Origin of the sequence: Mycobacterium saskatchewanense (genome assembly GCF_010729105.1) — a bacterium.
GTDB lineage: Bacteria > Actinomycetota > Actinomycetes > Mycobacteriales > Mycobacteriaceae > Mycobacterium > Mycobacterium saskatchewanense.
Genome location: NZ_AP022573.1, coordinates 1,580,977 through 1,597,014, shown reverse-complemented (window position 1 = coordinate 1,597,014; position 16,038 = coordinate 1,580,977). Strand labels below are relative to the sequence as shown.

Annotated in this window: 13 protein-coding genes, 1 tRNA gene and 1 pseudogene; 4 read left to right on the top strand and 11 right to left on the bottom strand. The window is 70.1% G+C overall.

From position 1 onward, the window contains the following. Positions 1-116: 116 nt before the first annotated feature. Complete coding sequence (locus G6N56_RS07415) at positions 117-2,093, bottom strand: TPM domain-containing protein (RefSeq protein WP_085258832.1); 1,977 nt, start codon at positions 2,091-2,093, stop codon at positions 117-119. A gap of 89 nt (positions 2,094-2,182) precedes the next feature. Between G6N56_RS07415 and G6N56_RS07410 the strand changes: the two genes are divergently transcribed. The 3 genes from G6N56_RS07410 to dnaG all read left to right on the top strand — a co-directional run bounded on the left by G6N56_RS07410 (position 2,183) and on the right by dnaG (position 6,141). Further along, the gene (locus G6N56_RS07410; RefSeq protein WP_085258831.1) at positions 2,183-3,472 is read left to right on the top strand and encodes a deoxyguanosinetriphosphate triphosphohydrolase; all 1,290 of its coding nucleotides are present in this window, start codon (positions 2,183-2,185) and stop codon (positions 3,470-3,472) included. A gap of 68 nt (positions 3,473-3,540) precedes the next feature. Beyond that, entirely contained in the window at positions 3,541-4,158 is a 618-nt protein-coding gene (gene sodC, locus G6N56_RS07405) for a superoxide dismutase[Cu-Zn] (RefSeq protein ID WP_142280887.1), read from the top strand. A gap of 27 nt (positions 4,159-4,185) precedes the next feature. Then, a complete protein-coding gene (gene dnaG / locus G6N56_RS07400; RefSeq protein WP_085258829.1) occupies positions 4,186-6,141 on the top strand; it encodes a DNA primase in 1,956 nt (651 codons plus the stop codon). On the opposite strand, the gene G6N56_RS07395 is transcribed toward dnaG, so the two are convergent. Beyond that, positions 6,116-6,394, bottom strand: a complete 279-nt coding sequence (locus G6N56_RS07395) for a hypothetical protein (RefSeq protein WP_085258828.1) — start codon at positions 6,392-6,394, stop codon at positions 6,116-6,118. The two genes, dnaG and G6N56_RS07395, sit on opposite strands and share 26 nt — an antisense overlap. A gap of 147 nt (positions 6,395-6,541) precedes the next feature. On the opposite strand from G6N56_RS07395, the gene G6N56_RS07390 reads away from it, so the two are divergent. Next, a tRNA-Asn gene (locus G6N56_RS07390) sits at positions 6,542-6,614 on the top strand. Positions 6,615-6,624: 10 nt separating this feature from the next. Here G6N56_RS07390 and G6N56_RS28930 read toward each other — a convergent pair. From G6N56_RS28930 to G6N56_RS07350, 9 genes and pseudogenes are all read right to left on the bottom strand, one after another. Beyond that, positions 6,625-6,786: an SDR family oxidoreductase gene (locus G6N56_RS28930; protein ID WP_232069243.1), complete on the bottom strand. Its 162-nt coding sequence runs from the start codon at positions 6,784-6,786 to the stop codon at positions 6,625-6,627. A gap of 74 nt (positions 6,787-6,860) precedes the next feature. Beyond that, positions 6,861-7,085 (bottom strand): annotated as a pseudogene (locus G6N56_RS28925) (SDR family oxidoreductase); the annotation flags it as partial. A 118-nt stretch (positions 7,086-7,203) separates the two neighbouring features. Beyond that, positions 7,204-9,876: an FAD/NAD(P)-binding protein gene (locus tag G6N56_RS07380; RefSeq protein ID WP_085258827.1), complete on the bottom strand. Its 2,673-nt coding sequence runs from the start codon at positions 9,874-9,876 to the stop codon at positions 7,204-7,206. A 44-nt stretch (positions 9,877-9,920) separates the two neighbouring features. Continuing rightward, positions 9,921-11,567 carry an NAD-dependent malic enzyme gene (locus G6N56_RS07375; protein WP_085258826.1) on the bottom strand — a complete coding sequence of 549 codons (1,647 nt, stop codon included), beginning with the start codon at positions 11,565-11,567 and terminating at the stop codon, positions 9,921-9,923. Between the two features lie 95 nt (positions 11,568-11,662). Next, complete coding sequence (locus tag G6N56_RS07370; protein WP_408632670.1) at positions 11,663-13,063, bottom strand: NtaA/DmoA family FMN-dependent monooxygenase; 1,401 nt, start codon at positions 13,061-13,063, stop codon at positions 11,663-11,665. Further along, on the bottom strand, positions 13,045-14,163 hold the full coding sequence (locus tag G6N56_RS07365) for an LLM class flavin-dependent oxidoreductase (protein ID WP_085258824.1): 1,119 nt from the start codon (positions 14,161-14,163) through the stop codon (positions 13,045-13,047). The genes G6N56_RS07370 and G6N56_RS07365 overlap by 19 nt, the downstream gene beginning before the upstream one ends. Continuing rightward, positions 14,160-15,278 carry an LLM class flavin-dependent oxidoreductase gene (locus G6N56_RS07360; protein WP_085258823.1) on the bottom strand — a complete coding sequence of 373 codons (1,119 nt, stop codon included), beginning with the start codon at positions 15,276-15,278 and terminating at the stop codon, positions 14,160-14,162. Before G6N56_RS07360 ends, G6N56_RS07365 begins: the two co-directional genes overlap by 4 nt. Then, positions 15,275-15,439 (bottom strand): hypothetical protein, encoded by a 165-nt coding sequence (locus G6N56_RS07355; protein ID WP_158090777.1) that lies wholly within the window; start codon positions 15,437-15,439, stop codon positions 15,275-15,277. Before G6N56_RS07355 ends, G6N56_RS07360 begins: the two co-directional genes overlap by 4 nt. Positions 15,440-15,582: 143 nt before the next feature. Continuing rightward, the gene (locus tag G6N56_RS07350) at positions 15,583-15,864 is read right to left on the bottom strand and encodes an ANTAR domain-containing protein (protein WP_085258822.1); all 282 of its coding nucleotides are present in this window, start codon (positions 15,862-15,864) and stop codon (positions 15,583-15,585) included. Between the last annotated feature and the right edge of the window lie 174 nt (positions 15,865-16,038).

Sequence of the window (16,038 nt, the reverse complement as noted above, 5' to 3'; positions counted from 1 at the left end):
GCACACCGATCGGTGTGCGGCCCCGGCGTTTTTGCTCATCCCGTCAGCGTGCGTGTCAGCACAGCGACACGCCGCCGAGCACGCACCCTCGCGAACCACGAGAAGACTGAGAAAACTCAGAAGCGGCCGCCGCCGCCCATCATCCCGCCGCCGGATCCTCCCGATGAACCCCCGAAGGACGTCGGGCTCCAGCCGCCGAAACCGCCCCGCATGCCGCCGCTGAGCAGGTCGCCGATGATGATGCCGCCGAGCATCGCCCCCATGTCGCTGCCCCCGCGACCAGCGAAGGCCTGCTGGGCCGACTGCACGTCGGCATTGGCGAGGGACTGGGCCTGGGCCGCCAGCGTCGACGCCGCGTTGGCGTGAGAGATCGCCTCGCTGACGTTCGTCGCCCCCTGGTCCCTCGCCGCCTGAAGGTGCCGGCTGGCCTCGGCGAGCCTGGTGCGGGCTTCCGGGCCGATGCTGCCGCGACGGGTGTCGATGTAGTCGGACACCGCGCGCACCCGCGACTCCGCGGTGAACAGGGCCTGCTCGTAGGACCGGCGCAGCCGCTCGGCGCTGGCCTGCTCCTCGGCGAGTACGGCCAGGATCCGGTTGAGGTCGGCGTCGGCCCGGGTCAGTTGGCCGAACGCGCCCAGCGGATCGGTGGACCCGTTGGCGCGCGCGGCATTCAGCGCCTGCGTCGCCGCGTCGCGGGCCGCGGCCAGCTCGCCCCCGCGCGCCGACTTGGTGCTCGCGGCTTTCTGCAGCAGTTCGTTCGTTCGGGCGATGCCCGCCTCGACGTCCGCCATCACCGCCGGCAGCGCGTCGACCGCGTGCCGGATGTCGGCGGCCGCGTTGTCGACCGCGTCGAACAGCGCACGCGCCTGTCCCAGCGCCGATTCGGCGGCGCGCACCGCGTCCACCAGCGCGCTCTGCCGGCCGCTCACCGCCTGGCCGGCCAGCTCCCGGGCGGCGGCGATGTTGCGGTCGGCGAAGGCCAGCCGCTCCTTCGCGGCGGTGACGTTACCCGAGACCGAAGTCATTGCGGCAGAATCGAATTGGTTGTGCAGCTCGATCAGCCGCTGCGTTGCGGGGTCGACGCGCGCGGTCAGCTCCACGTACTGCTGCGTCAGCCCGTCGAGCCGCGACGCGGCGTTGATCACGAGGTCGCGCAGCTGCTCGAACGCCTCGGTCTGCGCGTGGAGTTCGCGGTCGGCGCGCGCGGCGGACACCACCACCCGGGTGAGTAGCTCGCGGCGCTGCGCCGGTGTCTCGGGGGTCTCGTCGTCGAGCTGCTGGCGCACCGTGAACGCTTGCGACAGCGCAGCTTTGGCGTTGTCGACGGCCTGGGTGAAAGGTTGCGTCCGCTCCGCGCCGAACTCGTCGACCGCCAGGTCCAGTTCGTTCGCGCTGGTACGCACCGCATTGTCGACCTCGACCACCATCGAACGGGACAGGTCCTCGAGCGCCTCCAGCGGCACCGCGGCCAGCGCGGTGGCATCGGTGGGATCGACCCGCCGGGCCGCGGCCAGCTCGGCGGCGCGGCGCCGCCGCCGACGGTAGCGCATGACGACGAGCAGGAGCACCACGGCGACGCCGATGACGCCGAGCGCGGCCAGCAGGACCAGGGGGGCCGAGGAATGGGCCGAGGGGTCGAGGCCCTTGGCCGCCGCGACGGCCGCGCCGCTCCAGTCGTTGTTGTGCAGCGCCGGCTCGATCTTGTTGCGCCGCAGATCATCCACCTGCGTGGCGTTGACGCTCTTGACGGCGGACGGCACCAGGAAGGCATAGGCGCGAGCGGTCGTGGCCACAGCCAGCAGCGCGTCGTAGTCACCCAGGTCGCTCATCGCCCGGGTGCGCATGCCCCAGCCGGTAGGGTTGTCCCCGGAGAAGTCGTCGACGTAGACCACCCACAGGCGGACGTGGCGGTCGGAGTACAGCTTGTCGACCGCCGAGGTGACCGCTGCGCGGCCGGAGTCCGACAGCGCCCCCACATTGTCGGTGACGTAGTCCGACAGCCGGAGTGGCGGCTCGGCCCCCGCGCTAGGCGCCACCAGCAACGCCACGCTGAGGACCGTCAGGATCGCGCCGAGCAGGCGGGCAGTGCGCATGAGGCCAATTTAGACCCGTCCTGGCGCGCCGTTCTGCGGCGTCAGGACAAGCCGAACCCCGCCGCGGTTCCCTGGCAGACTGTGCGTCGGTGAGTACGAATCCGCAGGACCCTTACGACGACTTCGACCGTGAACGACGAGTGGTCGAAGCGCCGAAGACTGCGGGCCTGCCCGGTACGGATGGTCAGCACCGCACGGACTTCGCGCGCGACCGTGCTCGCGTTCTGCACAGCGCGGCGCTGCGCCGGCTGGCCGACAAGACGCAGGTCGTCGGGCCACGGGAGGGTGACACCCCCCGCACCCGCTTGACGCACTCCCTGGAAGTGGCCCAGATCGGGCGCGGCATGGCGGGCGGGCTGGGCTGTGACCTCGACCTGGTCGAGTTGGCGGGCCTGGCTCACGACATCGGGCACCCGCCCTACGGGCACAACGGCGAACGCGCGCTCGACGAGGTCGCGGCCATGCACGGCGGCTTCGAGGGCAACGCGCAGAACTTCCGGATACTGACCAGCCTCGAGCCCAAAGTGCTTGATGCCCAGGGCAATAGCGTGGGGCTGAACCTGACGCGCGCGGCGTTGGACGCGGTCACCAAGTACCCGTGGACCCGCGGGCAGGCCCCGGACAACGGGAAAATCGGCGGGCGGGTCAAGTTCGGCTTCTACGATGAGGACCGCGAACCGGCGGACTGGGTCCGCCGCGCCGCGCCCGCGGAGCGGGTCTGCCTGGAGGCGCAGGTGATGGACTGGGCGGACGACGTGGCCTATTCGGTGCACGACGTCGAGGACGGCGTGGTCTCTCAGCGCATCGACCTGCGGGTGCTCGCCGACGACGACGAGGTCGCCGCGCTGGCCAAGCTGGGGGAGAGCGAATTCTCCCGGGTGAGCGCCGACGACTTCATGGCGGCGGCCCGGCGGCTGTCCGGATTGCCGGTGGTGGCCGCCGTCGGCAAGTACGATGCCACGCTGGCGGCCTCGGTGGCCCTCAAGCGGTTGACCAGCGAACTGGTGGGCAGGTTCGCCTCGGCCGCCATCGCGACGACGCGGGCGTCGGCCGGCCCCGGTCCGCTCGTCCGGTACCGCTCCGACCTACAGGTGCCGGATCTCGTGCGTGCCGAGGTCGCCCTGCTGAAGATCCTGGCGCTGCAGTTCATCATGAGCGATCCCCGGCACAAGGAAACCCAGGCCCGGCAGCGCGACCGCATCCACCGGGTGGCGGAGTCGCTGTACGCCGGCGCCCCCGGAACGCTCGACCCGGTCTTTGCCGCGGCGTTCACCGCCGCGGCCGACGATCGGGGCCGGCTGCGGGCCGTCGTCGACCAGATCGCCTCCTACACCGAGGGCCGACTGGAGCGCATCGACACCCGCGAGGCGGGTGCCTAGCGGGCGGCCGGCCGCGAAATCATCACATCGTGAATGCGCCGTCGGGGCCGCGGGATAGGCTGCCCGACATGATGAACTTCAGCGGCTTCGGAAGAATGGCCACCCTCGCGGCGGGGCTTCCCGTCGTTGCCATGACCGCCTGCAGCTCACCGCAGCACGCCAGCACCCAGCCGGGCACCACGCCCTCGGTGAAGAGCGCTACGCCGGCGTCGTCGGAAGCACCCTCGAGCCCGGCGCCCGCCGGCGGATCGCTGTCCGCGCAGCTGAAGGCGCCCGACGGCCGCGACGTCGCCACGGCGACCTTCGATTTCACCGGCGGGTACGTCACCGTCACGGTCAAGACGGTCGCCGCCGGGATCCTGGCACCCGGTTTCCACGGCCTGCACGTTCACCAGATCGGCAAGTGCGAGCCCAACTCGGTCGCGCCCAACGGTGGTCCGCCCGGCAACTTCCTGTCGGCCGGCGGTCACTACCAGGCGCCCGGTCACACCGGCATGCCGGAGAGCGGCGACCTGACCGCACTCGAGGTGCGCCAGGACGGGTCGGCTTACCTGGTCACCACCACCGACGCGTTCACCCGGGATGAGCTGCTGGCGGGCAGCAAGACGGCGTTGATGCTGCATGGCTCCGAAAACACCGAAGCCGCAATGGAACGGGTCGCGTGCGGCGTCATCGGCACCGGCTAGCCGCTCGACGCGATCTAGACTGAGCCGATGTCGAGTCCGGCGGGTGCACGGGATGCCGGCCGTTCTGGCGGCCGGGGCCGGATTCCCGATCGCGACATCGCCGCCATCCGCGAGCAGGTCCGCATCGAGGAAGTGGTCGGCGACTACGTCCAGCTGCGACGCGCCGGCGCAGACTCGCTCAAGGGCCTCTGCCCCTTCCACGACGAGAAGTCACCGTCGTTTCACGTCCGCCCGAACCACGGGCACTTCCATTGCTTCGGCTGCGGCGAAGGCGGCGACGTCTATGCGTTCCTGCAGAAGATCGAGCACGTCAGCTTTGTCGAGGCGGTCGAGCTGCTCGCCGACCGCGTCGGCCACACCATCAGCTACACCGGCCCGGGCACCAGCGTGCAGCGCGACCGCGGGAGCCGCAGCAGGCTCGTCGCTGCCAACGCGGCCGCGGCGGAGTTCTATGCCGCGGCACTGGAATCGGCCGAGGCGGCGCCGGCGCGCCACTACCTGACCGAGCGCAACTTCGACGCCGAGGCCGCCCGCCAGTTCGGCTGCGGGTTCGCGCCGTCGGGCTGGGACTCCCTGACAAAACATCTGCAGCGCAAGGGTTTCGAGTTCAAGGAGCTGGAGGCCGCCGGCCTGTCCCGCGAAGGCCGCCGCGGCCCCATGGACCGGTTCCACCGGCGGCTGCTGTGGCCGATCCGGTCGTCGGCCGGCGAGGTGATCGGTTTCGGGGCGCGGCGGCTGTTCGACGACGACCCGATGGAAGCCAAGTACATCAACACCCCCGAAACCCTGCTGTACAAGAAGTCGTCGGTGCTGTTCGGCATCGACCTGGCCAAGCGCGACATCGCCAAAGGCCACCAGGCCGTCGTCGTCGAGGGCTACACCGACGTGATGGCGATGCACCTGGCCGGGGTCACCACCGCGGTGGCGTCCTGCGGCACCGCCTTCGGTGATGAGCACCTGGCGATGCTGCGGCGGCTGATGATGGACGACAGCTTCTTCCGCGGCGAACTGATCTACGTGTTCGACGGCGACGCGGCCGGCCGCGCCGCCGCGCTCAAGGCGTTCGGCGGCGAACAGCACCTGGCCGGTCAGTCGTTCGTCGCGGTGGCTCCGGACGGCATGGACCCCTGTGACCTGCGGCTGAAGTCGGGCGACGGCGCGCTGCGCGACCTGGTGGCGCGGCGAACCCCGTTGTTCGAGTTCGCGATTCGCACCGCGCTGGCCGAGCTCGACCTGGACAGCGCCGAGGGCCGGGTCGCCGCGCTGCGCCGCTGCGTCCCGATGGTGGGGCAGATCAAGGACCCCACCCTGCGCGACGAGTACGCGCGCCAGCTCGCCGGCTGGGTCGGCTGGGACGACGTCGCGCAGGTCATCGACAGGGCGCGGGAGCATGCCAAGGCCCCCGCGAGGAACGGCGCGGGAGGCACCGCATCCCGCCGTCCCGCACCACAGCGCCGCGGCGGGTCCCCGGCGAATGCCGCCGCCACCCGCCCCGACCCGCGCGACCCGACCCTGTGGCCGCAGCGGGAGGCGCTCAAGTCGGCGCTGCAGTACCCGGCCTTCGCCGGCCCGGTGTTCGACACGCTCACCGTCGAGAGCTTCACGCACCCCGGCTACGCGGCGGTCCGGGTGGCCATCGAGGCGGCCGGCGGGACGTCGACCGGTGTCACCGGGGCGGAGTGGATCGATGCGGTCCGCCAGAGCGCCGGGTCGGACCTGACGGCGGGCCTGATCAGCGAGCTCGGGGTCGAGGCCGTCGCCGTCGAGGACGAGAAGCTGCCGCGCTACATCGGCGGCGTCCTGGCCCGGCTGCAGGAGGTCTGGATGGGTCGGCAGATCGCCGAGGTGAAGTCAAAGCTGCAGCGGATGTCGCCGATCGAGCAGGGCGACGAGTATCACGCGCTGTTCGGCGACCTGGTCGCCATGGAGGCCTACCGGCGCAGCCTGCTCGAGCAGGCTAGCGGCGACGATCTGACGGCGTGAGCGCCGGCTCGGCGGCCCGCTCCCCGTTGCGGTCCATGACCGCCGTCCGGTCGTCGATCTCGGCGACCGTCACGAACCCCGCGTCGGGCGAGATGCGGTTGGCGATCTTGCGGCGGCCCCCCTCGAGGATCGACTTGGCCACGGGACTGCTGGTCAGCGCCCGATAGGTGCCGGCGATCTGCTCGTAGCGGCGCCGCCCGGCCTTCGAGCCCAGCACGTACCCCAGTCCAAGCACCACGACATACCGGATCAAAGCGTTCCTCCCGACGTTCGATGGCTCCATCCTGCCTCACGCCGCGGGGTGTGCGCTCGCCCGCCGCCTCTAGCTGGGCGGAAGGTCCTGGTCCCTACTTGGGTTCGGATATGCCAGTACGCTAGAGTCGTCCCGCGATCGGGTTCATCCCCTGTAGCTCAATTGGCAGAGCGTTCGGCTGTTAACCGATAGGTTCCTGGTTCGAGTCCAGGCGGGGGAGCAAGTACTGTTCAGCGTCCGGCGCTCTGGCCGCCGTCGACGTGCAGCGTCTCCCCGGTGACGAACGTCGCCGCCTCCAGATACCGGATTCCCTCCACGATGCCGGCGATGGTGCCCCTCCCGCCCAGCGGATGCATGGCGGCCAGCGCGGCCGAGGTGTCGTCGGCGTGCATCGGGGTGGCGATTTTCCGGGTGCGATGGCGTTGACGCGGATGTCATCACCTGCGCATTCGATGGCCAGGGACCGTGTCACCGCCGCGAGCCCGCCGTTGGTGAGGGCGGCCAGTCCCGCGGGGATCTGGGAGCTGGCACGCTCGACGAGCGTGGTCGTCACGTTGACGACGTGGCCGCCGCCGCCCCGGGCCAGCATCCTGGCGATCGCGCGCTGCGTGATGTAGAAGAACCCGGCCGCGTTCACCGCGGTTGCGAACTCGAAATCCTGCGCGGTGTATTCGGTGAACGGCTTGGAGATGAAGACGCCGGCGTTGTTGATCAGCGTTGTTGATCGGCGAGTCCACCCGGCCGAACCGTTCGACCGCCGTCGACACGATGCGGTCCGCCCGGAACGCCCAAAAATTAGCCCGCAGCGATCAGTTGACGGTGCCGCGTGTCACTTGCGGGCCACGCATCCCGCGATGTCGCGACAGGAGGCGCGCGGCTTGGCCCGGCGCACCGAGCTGGAGCATCGCGGCCAACGCCGACTCGAGCACCACCTCTTGTTGCACACGACTCCCGCCGATGGACGGAAGCCCGGCAAGCGATTCGAGGAGATAGTCGAGCGCGTGTCGCGGCCGGCCCTCCGTCAGGGCAATGAGACCTTCACCGACGAGACGCAGCGTGGTTGCCTGCTCGTCGGTTGCGCCCGGGACGTTGATCGCGCGGATCGCGGCCGGGTCATTCGCAGCGGCCAGCACGAGTAGCGCGTGGAACGCGATGAACGGCGTTTGCGGCGCGTACGCCAGAGAGCCGACCTCGGCGATCACTTGCATCGGGTCGGGTGGGGTGATCCAGTCCGGATGCAGACGCGCCCGCCACGCGAGCGAACCGGCGTCGACAAGACAGCGCACGTCTTTCGAGTGGGGCGGTGCGAGACACGCGGCGTACCGACGCGCAGCGGAGGCCGCGTCTCCCAAGGCGAGTTCGTGCAGGGCGGCGTGCCACTGAAAGTGCGGGAGGTACCGCTGAGTGCTGCCGGCGCCGGCGATCCAGTCCACCAGCCATTTCAGCCCGGCCCCATGCGCGTCGGTCTCGTAGTGCACGTGTGACAGCGCATGCGCCGCGTTGCCGTTTCCCGGATCGAGCTCGAGCGCCGCGTCAGCCAGGTCGGCCGCGTCGTACCAGAGGCCCTGTTCCGTTCGGCCGTAGGCGCGCAAGCCGAGGTACCAGGGCGCCTCGCCGTGCACGCTGGTGAATTGCTCGACGTACCGCCAGGCGTCCGGCAACGCGTCCCCGGCCCCCGCGAACGCGATCGACGGCGCGAGCACAAGCAATGCGACCGCGTCGTCGGGTACGCGTTCCAAGTGGTCAATCAGCGCGTCGGTGCCTGCCGCGTTTCCCTTTTCGCACCACGTGGCGATGGCCTCGACGTGGCTTCTGTCTTCGTCGCTGCCATGCGCAAGCGCCGCGCGCGCCCGAGCAAGGTGGCCGGTGACCGCGTCGGGGCCGCCCGCACGGTCGGGTCGCTCCGTGGCGATCATCGCGAGCGCGACGTGCGCGCGCGCGTGGTGCGGATCTGTTGCGACCGCGGCAGCGAAGGCTAGGGACGCGCCGTCCTGGACGGCCAGCAGACGACGCACCCCCTCGGCGTATGACGCCGCCGCGCCACGCAGTTCCGGCGCGGCCACGATGAGGCTGGGCGCCGAGACGGGACGGCCCAGCGTGTCGTCGGCGACGAGCTCCGCGACGGCGGCCGCCTGGGCACGGATCTCGGGAATCGCGGTGGTTTCCCACAGCTCACCCTGGCGGATTGAGCCGATACACACGATGCCCGGGACCGTCGCCCCGGCCGCGTCGATCAAGTAGCCGTCCGCATCGAGTCGTACGCCTATGCCGGACGGGTGCATCGACGCGATATCCGTGGCCAGGAGGTTCGTCCAGAGCGGCGAGCGTTGTAAGGACCGCCGATCCCACGTAGTGCCGGTCGCGACGACAACCGCGTCACCGCGTCGACGGATCGATCGCTCGCCCGTTGTCACCACAAGCTCAACGGCGTTGCCGCGCAACGACACATCGGCGACCTCGCCCGCCTCGACGACCAGTTGGCCGTTGTCGATCGCGGCATAGACGGCGTCCGCGATCGTAGGCGGCATCCGGTGGCGGCGAACTTCCCACTGCCGTAGGTCCTCCCGCAGGAATCGGCGCTGGTCCTCCCATCCCAACGCGCGCCACAGCCGCGCCGTCCGCGGTCGCACCGCGTCGATCACTTGCCGCCAGTCACAACCCGATTGACGGGCGTACGCCAGGTCGGCGGCGAGCGCCGTCCGCAACTGCTCGAGTGAAGCCTCGGGACCGAGTGCATCGATGTTGGGTAACTGTGCGGGCGCACCGGTAGCGCGGAATCGACGCGGGAGTTCGCCGTGCCGGGACAGCAATGTGACGGTGGCGCCGCGCGCTATGAGATGCAGTGCGACATCAACCCCGGTGAGCCCCGAACCGACCACCAAGACGTTCGACGGTCGCCTCGCTCCGAGGGCGGCGAGTGCGCCGGGCGCCCATGGATCCACCACAACCTTGCCATGGGTGCCCGATGCCAACACCGGAGCGAAGGCACGTTCCAATGAGTCGGGCATGCCGCCTTCCGGGCGCCCGGTCGCGAGCACGACGGCGTCGGCCGACAACGAACGTCCATCGTTCAACACCGCGCGCACAGTCGGGCCCGGCACCAATTTCACGACCTCGGCCGTCTCGATCCGCACGTCGGCGCCCGCGAGCTGTTCCTGCAGGTAGCGGCCGTACGCGAGACGCGGTGCGAAGCTCTCCGCCGACGTGACCGCCCGTTCGTCGAGCCACCGGCAGAAATGGTCGGGATCGTCCGGCCACGCGGACATGCGCTGCGCGGGAACGTTCAACAGGTGGCTCGGGTCGCTGGTCCCGTACGCCGCACCGGTGCCGGGACGACCGGAAGCGTCGATCAGCGTGATCTGTGCGTCGGGCTTGCTGCGGCGGAGATGTACCGCGGCCAGCACGCCCGCCGCCCCACCACCCACGATCGCGACGCGCATGCGACGGGATTGTATCCCTCGCGGGTGACGGGGGGCAGACATTCAGACACATGGGCCCGCGACCTGCCACCCCGCGCGCCGGAAGCCTAGTCGTACACCGGCCGCCACATGGTGTCGAGCACTGCCTGCCGAACGTCGTCGTGGGTCTTGGTGGCCACCCCGTCGTCGACGGCGGCGTGATAGACGGCCTCGGCGACCGCTGTGGAGATGCCCTGCAGGTTCTGCACGTCGGGCAGCAAGGAGTCCCCGGGGTTCTTCGGGCTGGCCTGCAGCACAACGGCTTTGGCGGCGGCCTGCAGCATCCCCTTGGTCATCAGCCTGGCCCCGGCCACGATGATGCCCAGCCCGATCCCGGGGAACACCAGCACGTTGTTGGCCTGGCCGATGGTATAGGTGGTGCCGTCGTAGTCGATGGGCGCGACGGGGGTGCCGGTGGTGAGCAGCGCCGCCCCCTTCGACCACTCCAGCACGTCACCCGGCATGGCCTCCATGCGCGAGGTGGGATTGGACAGCGGGAAGATCATCGGCCGCTCGCACGACGCCGTCATCGCCTCGATCACCTTCTCGGTGAATGCCCCGAACACCGTGGAGCAGCCGAGCAGGATCGTGGGCGAGGCCAGCTTGATCGTGTCGACCAGGCCGACCCGCTGGTCGGCGGCGACGCCCAGTTTCTGGCGGTTCTTGGCATACGGCACCTGGAAGTCGCGCAGGTCGTCCATGTCGTCGAAGAGCAGACCCTGCTTGTCGATCGGCCAAATCTGCGACGTGGCCTGTTCGTAGCTGGCGCCGTCGGCGACCATCGCGTCACGGATCTGATCTGCCACCCCGATGCCGGCGGTCCCGGCCCCGAACACGACCGTCGTCTGCTCGCGCAGGGGGACTCCGGTCACGTGGCATCCGCCGTACACCGCCGCGACCACCACCGCGCCGGTGCCCTGGATGTCATCGTTGAACACGCAGTAGCGGTCGCCGTAGGTCTGCAGGATCTTCCGCGCGTTGAGCGGCCCGAAGTCCTCGAAATGCAGGATCGCGCGCGGGAACAGCCGGTGCGCCGTCTCGATGTAGCGGTCCACGAACTCGTCGTAGTCGGCGCCGCGGCGCCGGGCATGGCGGTTGCCCAGATAGAACGGGTCCTGCAGCAGCTGTTCGTTGTCGGTTCCGACATCGAGCGACACCGCGATGCAGCGGCGCGGGTCGATGCCGCCGCCCGCGGTGTAGAGCGCCAGCTTGCCCACGGCGATCTGGATTCCACCGACGCCCCAGTCGCCGATGCCCAGGATCGCCTCGGCGTCGGTGCACACGATCAGGTCCACGTCGTCGGGCGCCAGCCCGAACGTCGCGAACGCGTCCTCGATCTCGTCGGGCTCGTCGATGCTGAGGAACAGTCCCCGCTGGCCGCGGTATTCGTCGGAGAACCGCTGGATGGCCTCCCCGACGGTGGGGGTGTAGACGACCGGCATCAGCTCGGGGAGGTGGTCTTCCAGCACCTTGTAATACAGCAGCTCGTGGCGGTAGTGCAGCTGCTCCAGGAGTAGGTTGCGGCCCAGATCGGTTGCCAGGCTCTGCAATTGGCGCCACACGCGGTCGGCCTGTTCGTCGAGGGTGAGCACCGCCGACGGCAGCCGGCCGGTCAGCCCCAGCTGCCGCCGCTGCTCGTGCGTGAAGCCGACCCCACGGTTCAGACTCGGCGACGACAGCGCCGCCGGGATCTTCGGCGCGTGGGGATCGCTCATCGTGAACCTCCGTGTGGGGATGGCTTGTCCGGTCACTTCACGTTAGCGCGATCCACATGAACGCAGCTTGAAGAGAGTTTGACGTCGCAGGGTCCCTACCCGATGGCCGCGGCATCGCGGTGGCGTTCGTCCCACCCGGGCACGGGTGCCAGGCCCAGGTGCTCGCGCAGGGTGTGCCCGCGATATTCGGTGCGGAAGGCGCCGCGCTCCTGCAGCAGCGGCACCACCTTGCCGACGAACTCGTCGAGGCCGTGCGGTGTGAGGTGCGGCACCAGGATGAAGCCGTCGCAGGCGTCCGACTGCACGTAACGGTCGATCTCCTCGGCGACGTGCGCCGGGGTCCCCACGAACTGCTGACGGCTCGTCACCTCGATGATCAGCTCGCGGATCGACAGGTTCTCGGCTTGCGCGCGGGCCCGCCAAGTTTCGGCGACGGCCCTCGGGTCGCCGTGCCGGACACGCCCCCGCGTGATGTCCGGGTTCTCGACGGGATCGACGTCCGGCAGCGGCCCGTCGGGATCGTAGGCCGACAGGTCTGCGCCCCACACCTGTTCGAGGAATGCGATCGCCGTGGGCCCGCTGACCTGCTGTTCGCGGATGTGGCGGGCGTTGTCCAGCGCCTCCTCGGGCGTGTCGCCCAGCGCGAACGTCGCGCCGGGGAGCACCTTGAGTTGGTCGGGATCTCGCCCATACGCGGCGGCGCGGGCCTTCACGTCGGCGTAATAGCGCTGGCCCGCCTCGAGCGATCCGTGCAGCGTGAACAGGGCGTCCGCGTGCCTGGCGCCGAAGTCGCGGCCGTCGCTGGAGTCGCCGGCCTGCAGCAGCACAGGGTGGCCCTGCGGCCCGGCGGGCAGCGACGCGATGCCGCGGACGTCGAACTGGCCGCCGTGGTGCTCGACGACCTGGATCCGCGACGGGTCGACGTAATTGCCCGTCCTCACGTCGGCAACGACGGCGTCGGGCGCCCAGCTGTCCCAGAACCGCCGCGCGACGGTGAGGAATTCCTCCGCCCTCGTGTACCGGTCGGCGTGGTCGAGGAACCCGCCGCGGCGGAAGTTCTCCCCGGTGAACGCGTCGGAGGAGGTGACCATGTTCCAGGCCGCCCGTCCGTCGGAGAGGTGATCGAGGCTCGCGAATTGCCTTGCCACTTCGTAGGGTTCGTTGAACGTCGTGTTGATGGTGCCGGCCAGGCCCAGCCGCTCGGTGACCGCGGCGAGCGCGGCCAGCACCGTGAACGTGTCGGGCCTGCCGACCACGTCCAGGTCGTGGATCTTGCCGCGATGCTCGCGCAGCCGCAGGCCCTCGGCCAGGAAGAAGAAGTCGAACAGGCCGCGCTCGGCCGTCTGGGCAAGGTGCACAAACGATTCGAACTCGATCTGGCTGCCCGCGCTCGGATCCGACCACACCGTCGTGTTGTTCACCCCGGGGAAGTGGGCTCCGAGGATCACGTGCTTGCGCGGGTTTTCGCGTCGAAGGCTCATCTGGTCAGTCCCCATCGTTTCGCGAGCAATTCGTGAGAGCGCAGCCGGTCGGCGTGCCGATGCGTCACCGAGGTAATGACCAGTTCGTCGGCCTCGGTCACGCGGCGCAGCACGTCGAGGCGCTCGGCGACGTCGTCGGCGTCACCGACGAATTGCGTTGCGATCCGGTCGCTTACGAGCGCCAGCTGGTCCTCTGTCAGGGGCTCGCAGAGGTCGGGGTCCGGGTAGGGGACGGCGCCGTCGCCGCTGCGGATCGAATACACCCAGCGGCCGTAGCCGGAGGCGAGGTGGCGGGCGGTGGCGCTGTCCGCGGCGACGACGACGTCGGCCGAGACCACCACGTAAGGCCGTTGCAGGCGGGCCGACGGCCGAAACGCCTCGCGGTAGGCGGCGATCGCGTCGAGCGCGGTGCCCGGAGTGATGTGGTAGCTCGCGACGAACGGGAGCCCGCGGGCACCGGCCACCTCCGCGCTTTGTCCCCTGGTGCTGCCGAAGATCCACGGCGTCAGGCCGGCATGCTCGCCCGGGACGGCGTGCAGCTCGTGGCCGTCGACGGTGTACGTGCCGTCGAGCAGCGCCTCGATGTCGGCGACTTGCCGGGCGAAATCGTCGGGCACCGCCCCGGGTTGGGCGAGTGCGGCCGCCTGCGCGCGGATCCGGCCGCTTCGCATCAGCAGCGTCGGGTCGAAGGGGGGTGGGATGACGAGGCCGTCCACGTCGCGACAAGGCTGCGGCTTGACCGGCGGCTTGGGCTGTGACGTGGCGGCCTCGTTGCGGCGCTGCCCGGATCGGCCCAGGCCCATGTCGATGCGGCCCGGGTGCAGGGCGTCGAGGATGCCGAAGCTCTCCACCACCGCGATCGCGGTCGTGTGGCCGATCTGCACGGCGGCCGACCCGACGCGGATGTGGTCGGTGGCCGCGGCGATCTGACCGATGAGCACCGCGGGCTGCGAGCTGGCCACGGCGACGAAATGGTGTTCCGCCAGCCAGTAGCGCTTGTAGCCCCATCGCTCGGCGTGCTGGGCGAGGTCGATCGTGTCGCGCAGCGCGGTCGTGGCGTCACAACCGGCGCTGACGGGCGCGAGGTCGAGGATCGACAGGGGAGTGATGCTCACGACGACACCGCCAGGCGATTGTCCGCGGGAGCCAGTCCGAGCCGCGCGCGCAGCGTCTCGCCCCCGCGGTAGCCGGTGCGGAACCGGCCGGCGCGCTGCAGCAGCGGCACCAGGTCGTCCACGATTGCGGGCAGGTCGATCGCGTTGACCGCGGGCCGCAGCCGCACCCCGTCCGCCCCCGCGTCGTGCCAGGCCAGCGCGAGTTCGGCCAGCGCGCTCGCGCTGCCCACGAATACGTGCGCGTCGGAGGAGATCTCCGCCGCCGGTGCCAGTTGATCTTGGGCGAGCGAGACGACCACGTCCGCGTACACCTTCAGGTCGCGGCCGGTGGCGCGCCGCGCCTCGGCGACCTCTCCCAGGATCGCCCGCAGCGACGCCTCGTCGTGCGGGGTGACGAACACGACGTCGGCGCTGCCGGCGGCGAACTCGTATATGCGCGGCGCGTGCGCCAGCGCCGCGACCACCGGCTGCCCTTGGGGCGGCCGCGGGGTGATCGACGGGCCCTTGACCGAGAAGTACTTGCCGGCGAAGTCGATGTAGTGCAGCTTGTCGCGGTCGACGTAGCGCCCGGTGGACACATCGCGGATGATCGCGTCGTCCTCCCAGCTGTCCCAGAGCAGCCGAACCACCGCTACGGCGTCCGCGGCTTCGTCGAACAACTCGTCGACGCCCAGGACGGGGCGGCGCCCGAACAGGGCCGCCTCGTGCGCGGTGGCGCTCACACGCGCCTGCCAGCCGGCCCGGCCGTGCGAGACATAGTCAAGCGTTGCAATGGATTTCGAGACGTGAAATGGTTCGGTATGGGTGACCGTCGCGACCGGAATCAGGCCGATGTGCTCGGTGGCCGGCGCGATGCGCGCGGCCACCAGAACCGCGTCGGCGCGGCCCGCCAGCCGGCGCGGCGAGATCTCGGCCCGCCGGCCCGGCTGGGCGCCCATGCTGTCGTCGATGGTCAGGAAATCCAGCAAGCCGCGCTCGGCTTCCCTGGCCAGCGCCGCCCAGTATCGACCACCGAGCTGCCCGCCTTGGGTCGCGTTGCGCGCGAAGGCGTATCGCCACGCGTGAGGGTGCCAGCCGTAGCCGTCCAGTGCCACCGCAAGATGGAGGTCGGTCATCGGAGGACCCGGAAGGTCGACACGGTGGCGAGCCGACTTTCGAGCCGAAGACAAGCGCCCAGGGCGGTGGTGCGGCGCAACGCGCCGCCCACAGCCGCGGCCGGCGGCCCGGCGAGCGACCGGGCGAAGAATCGCGCCTGGTGCACGGCAATATCAGACATCGGCTCACCCAATTTCCGTCGGTAACTTGCGGTGCAACGCATAAGCGCGACAACGAATTCCGCAGAAGGGTTAAGTTCAGCCTGAGTATTACTTCACCGAGCTCACGCGGCCCGGGCCAAGAGCGCCGGGAGCAGTGACCGCGTCACAGCAAGTAAGACAGGCCCCATTCACGTTCGGCGGCCACCCGAGCGGCACTGTTGGCGGTCCGGGCACTGACGCCCCCGCCGGCCAGGGACACCAGGGCCGAGGCCATGGCGAAAACCCCCACGCCATGCCGCTCGGCGACGGTGATCAGTTCCTGGAAGGCGGCATCCGTGCTGCATCGGCGCCATCCGACCAGTATCCCCACCGCGGTGTCGAGAACTCGCGTGGTTTCCCGACGGCCATGGCCGAGCGGCGACCGGCTTGCGCGACCTTCAATCATTCGTCGTCGACCTCCTGATTCGAATCACTCGTTTGGTCACCCCTACTCACCGAGATGGATTAGGAGGGGGCCTCGTGTCACTGATCGCCCTGCGAGGCTGTTGTCCGGGGGACCGCCTGTGGGGTTGGCTAGCGCGCAACGCCGAGCAGAGGCGAATAACGACGGCGTCACAAA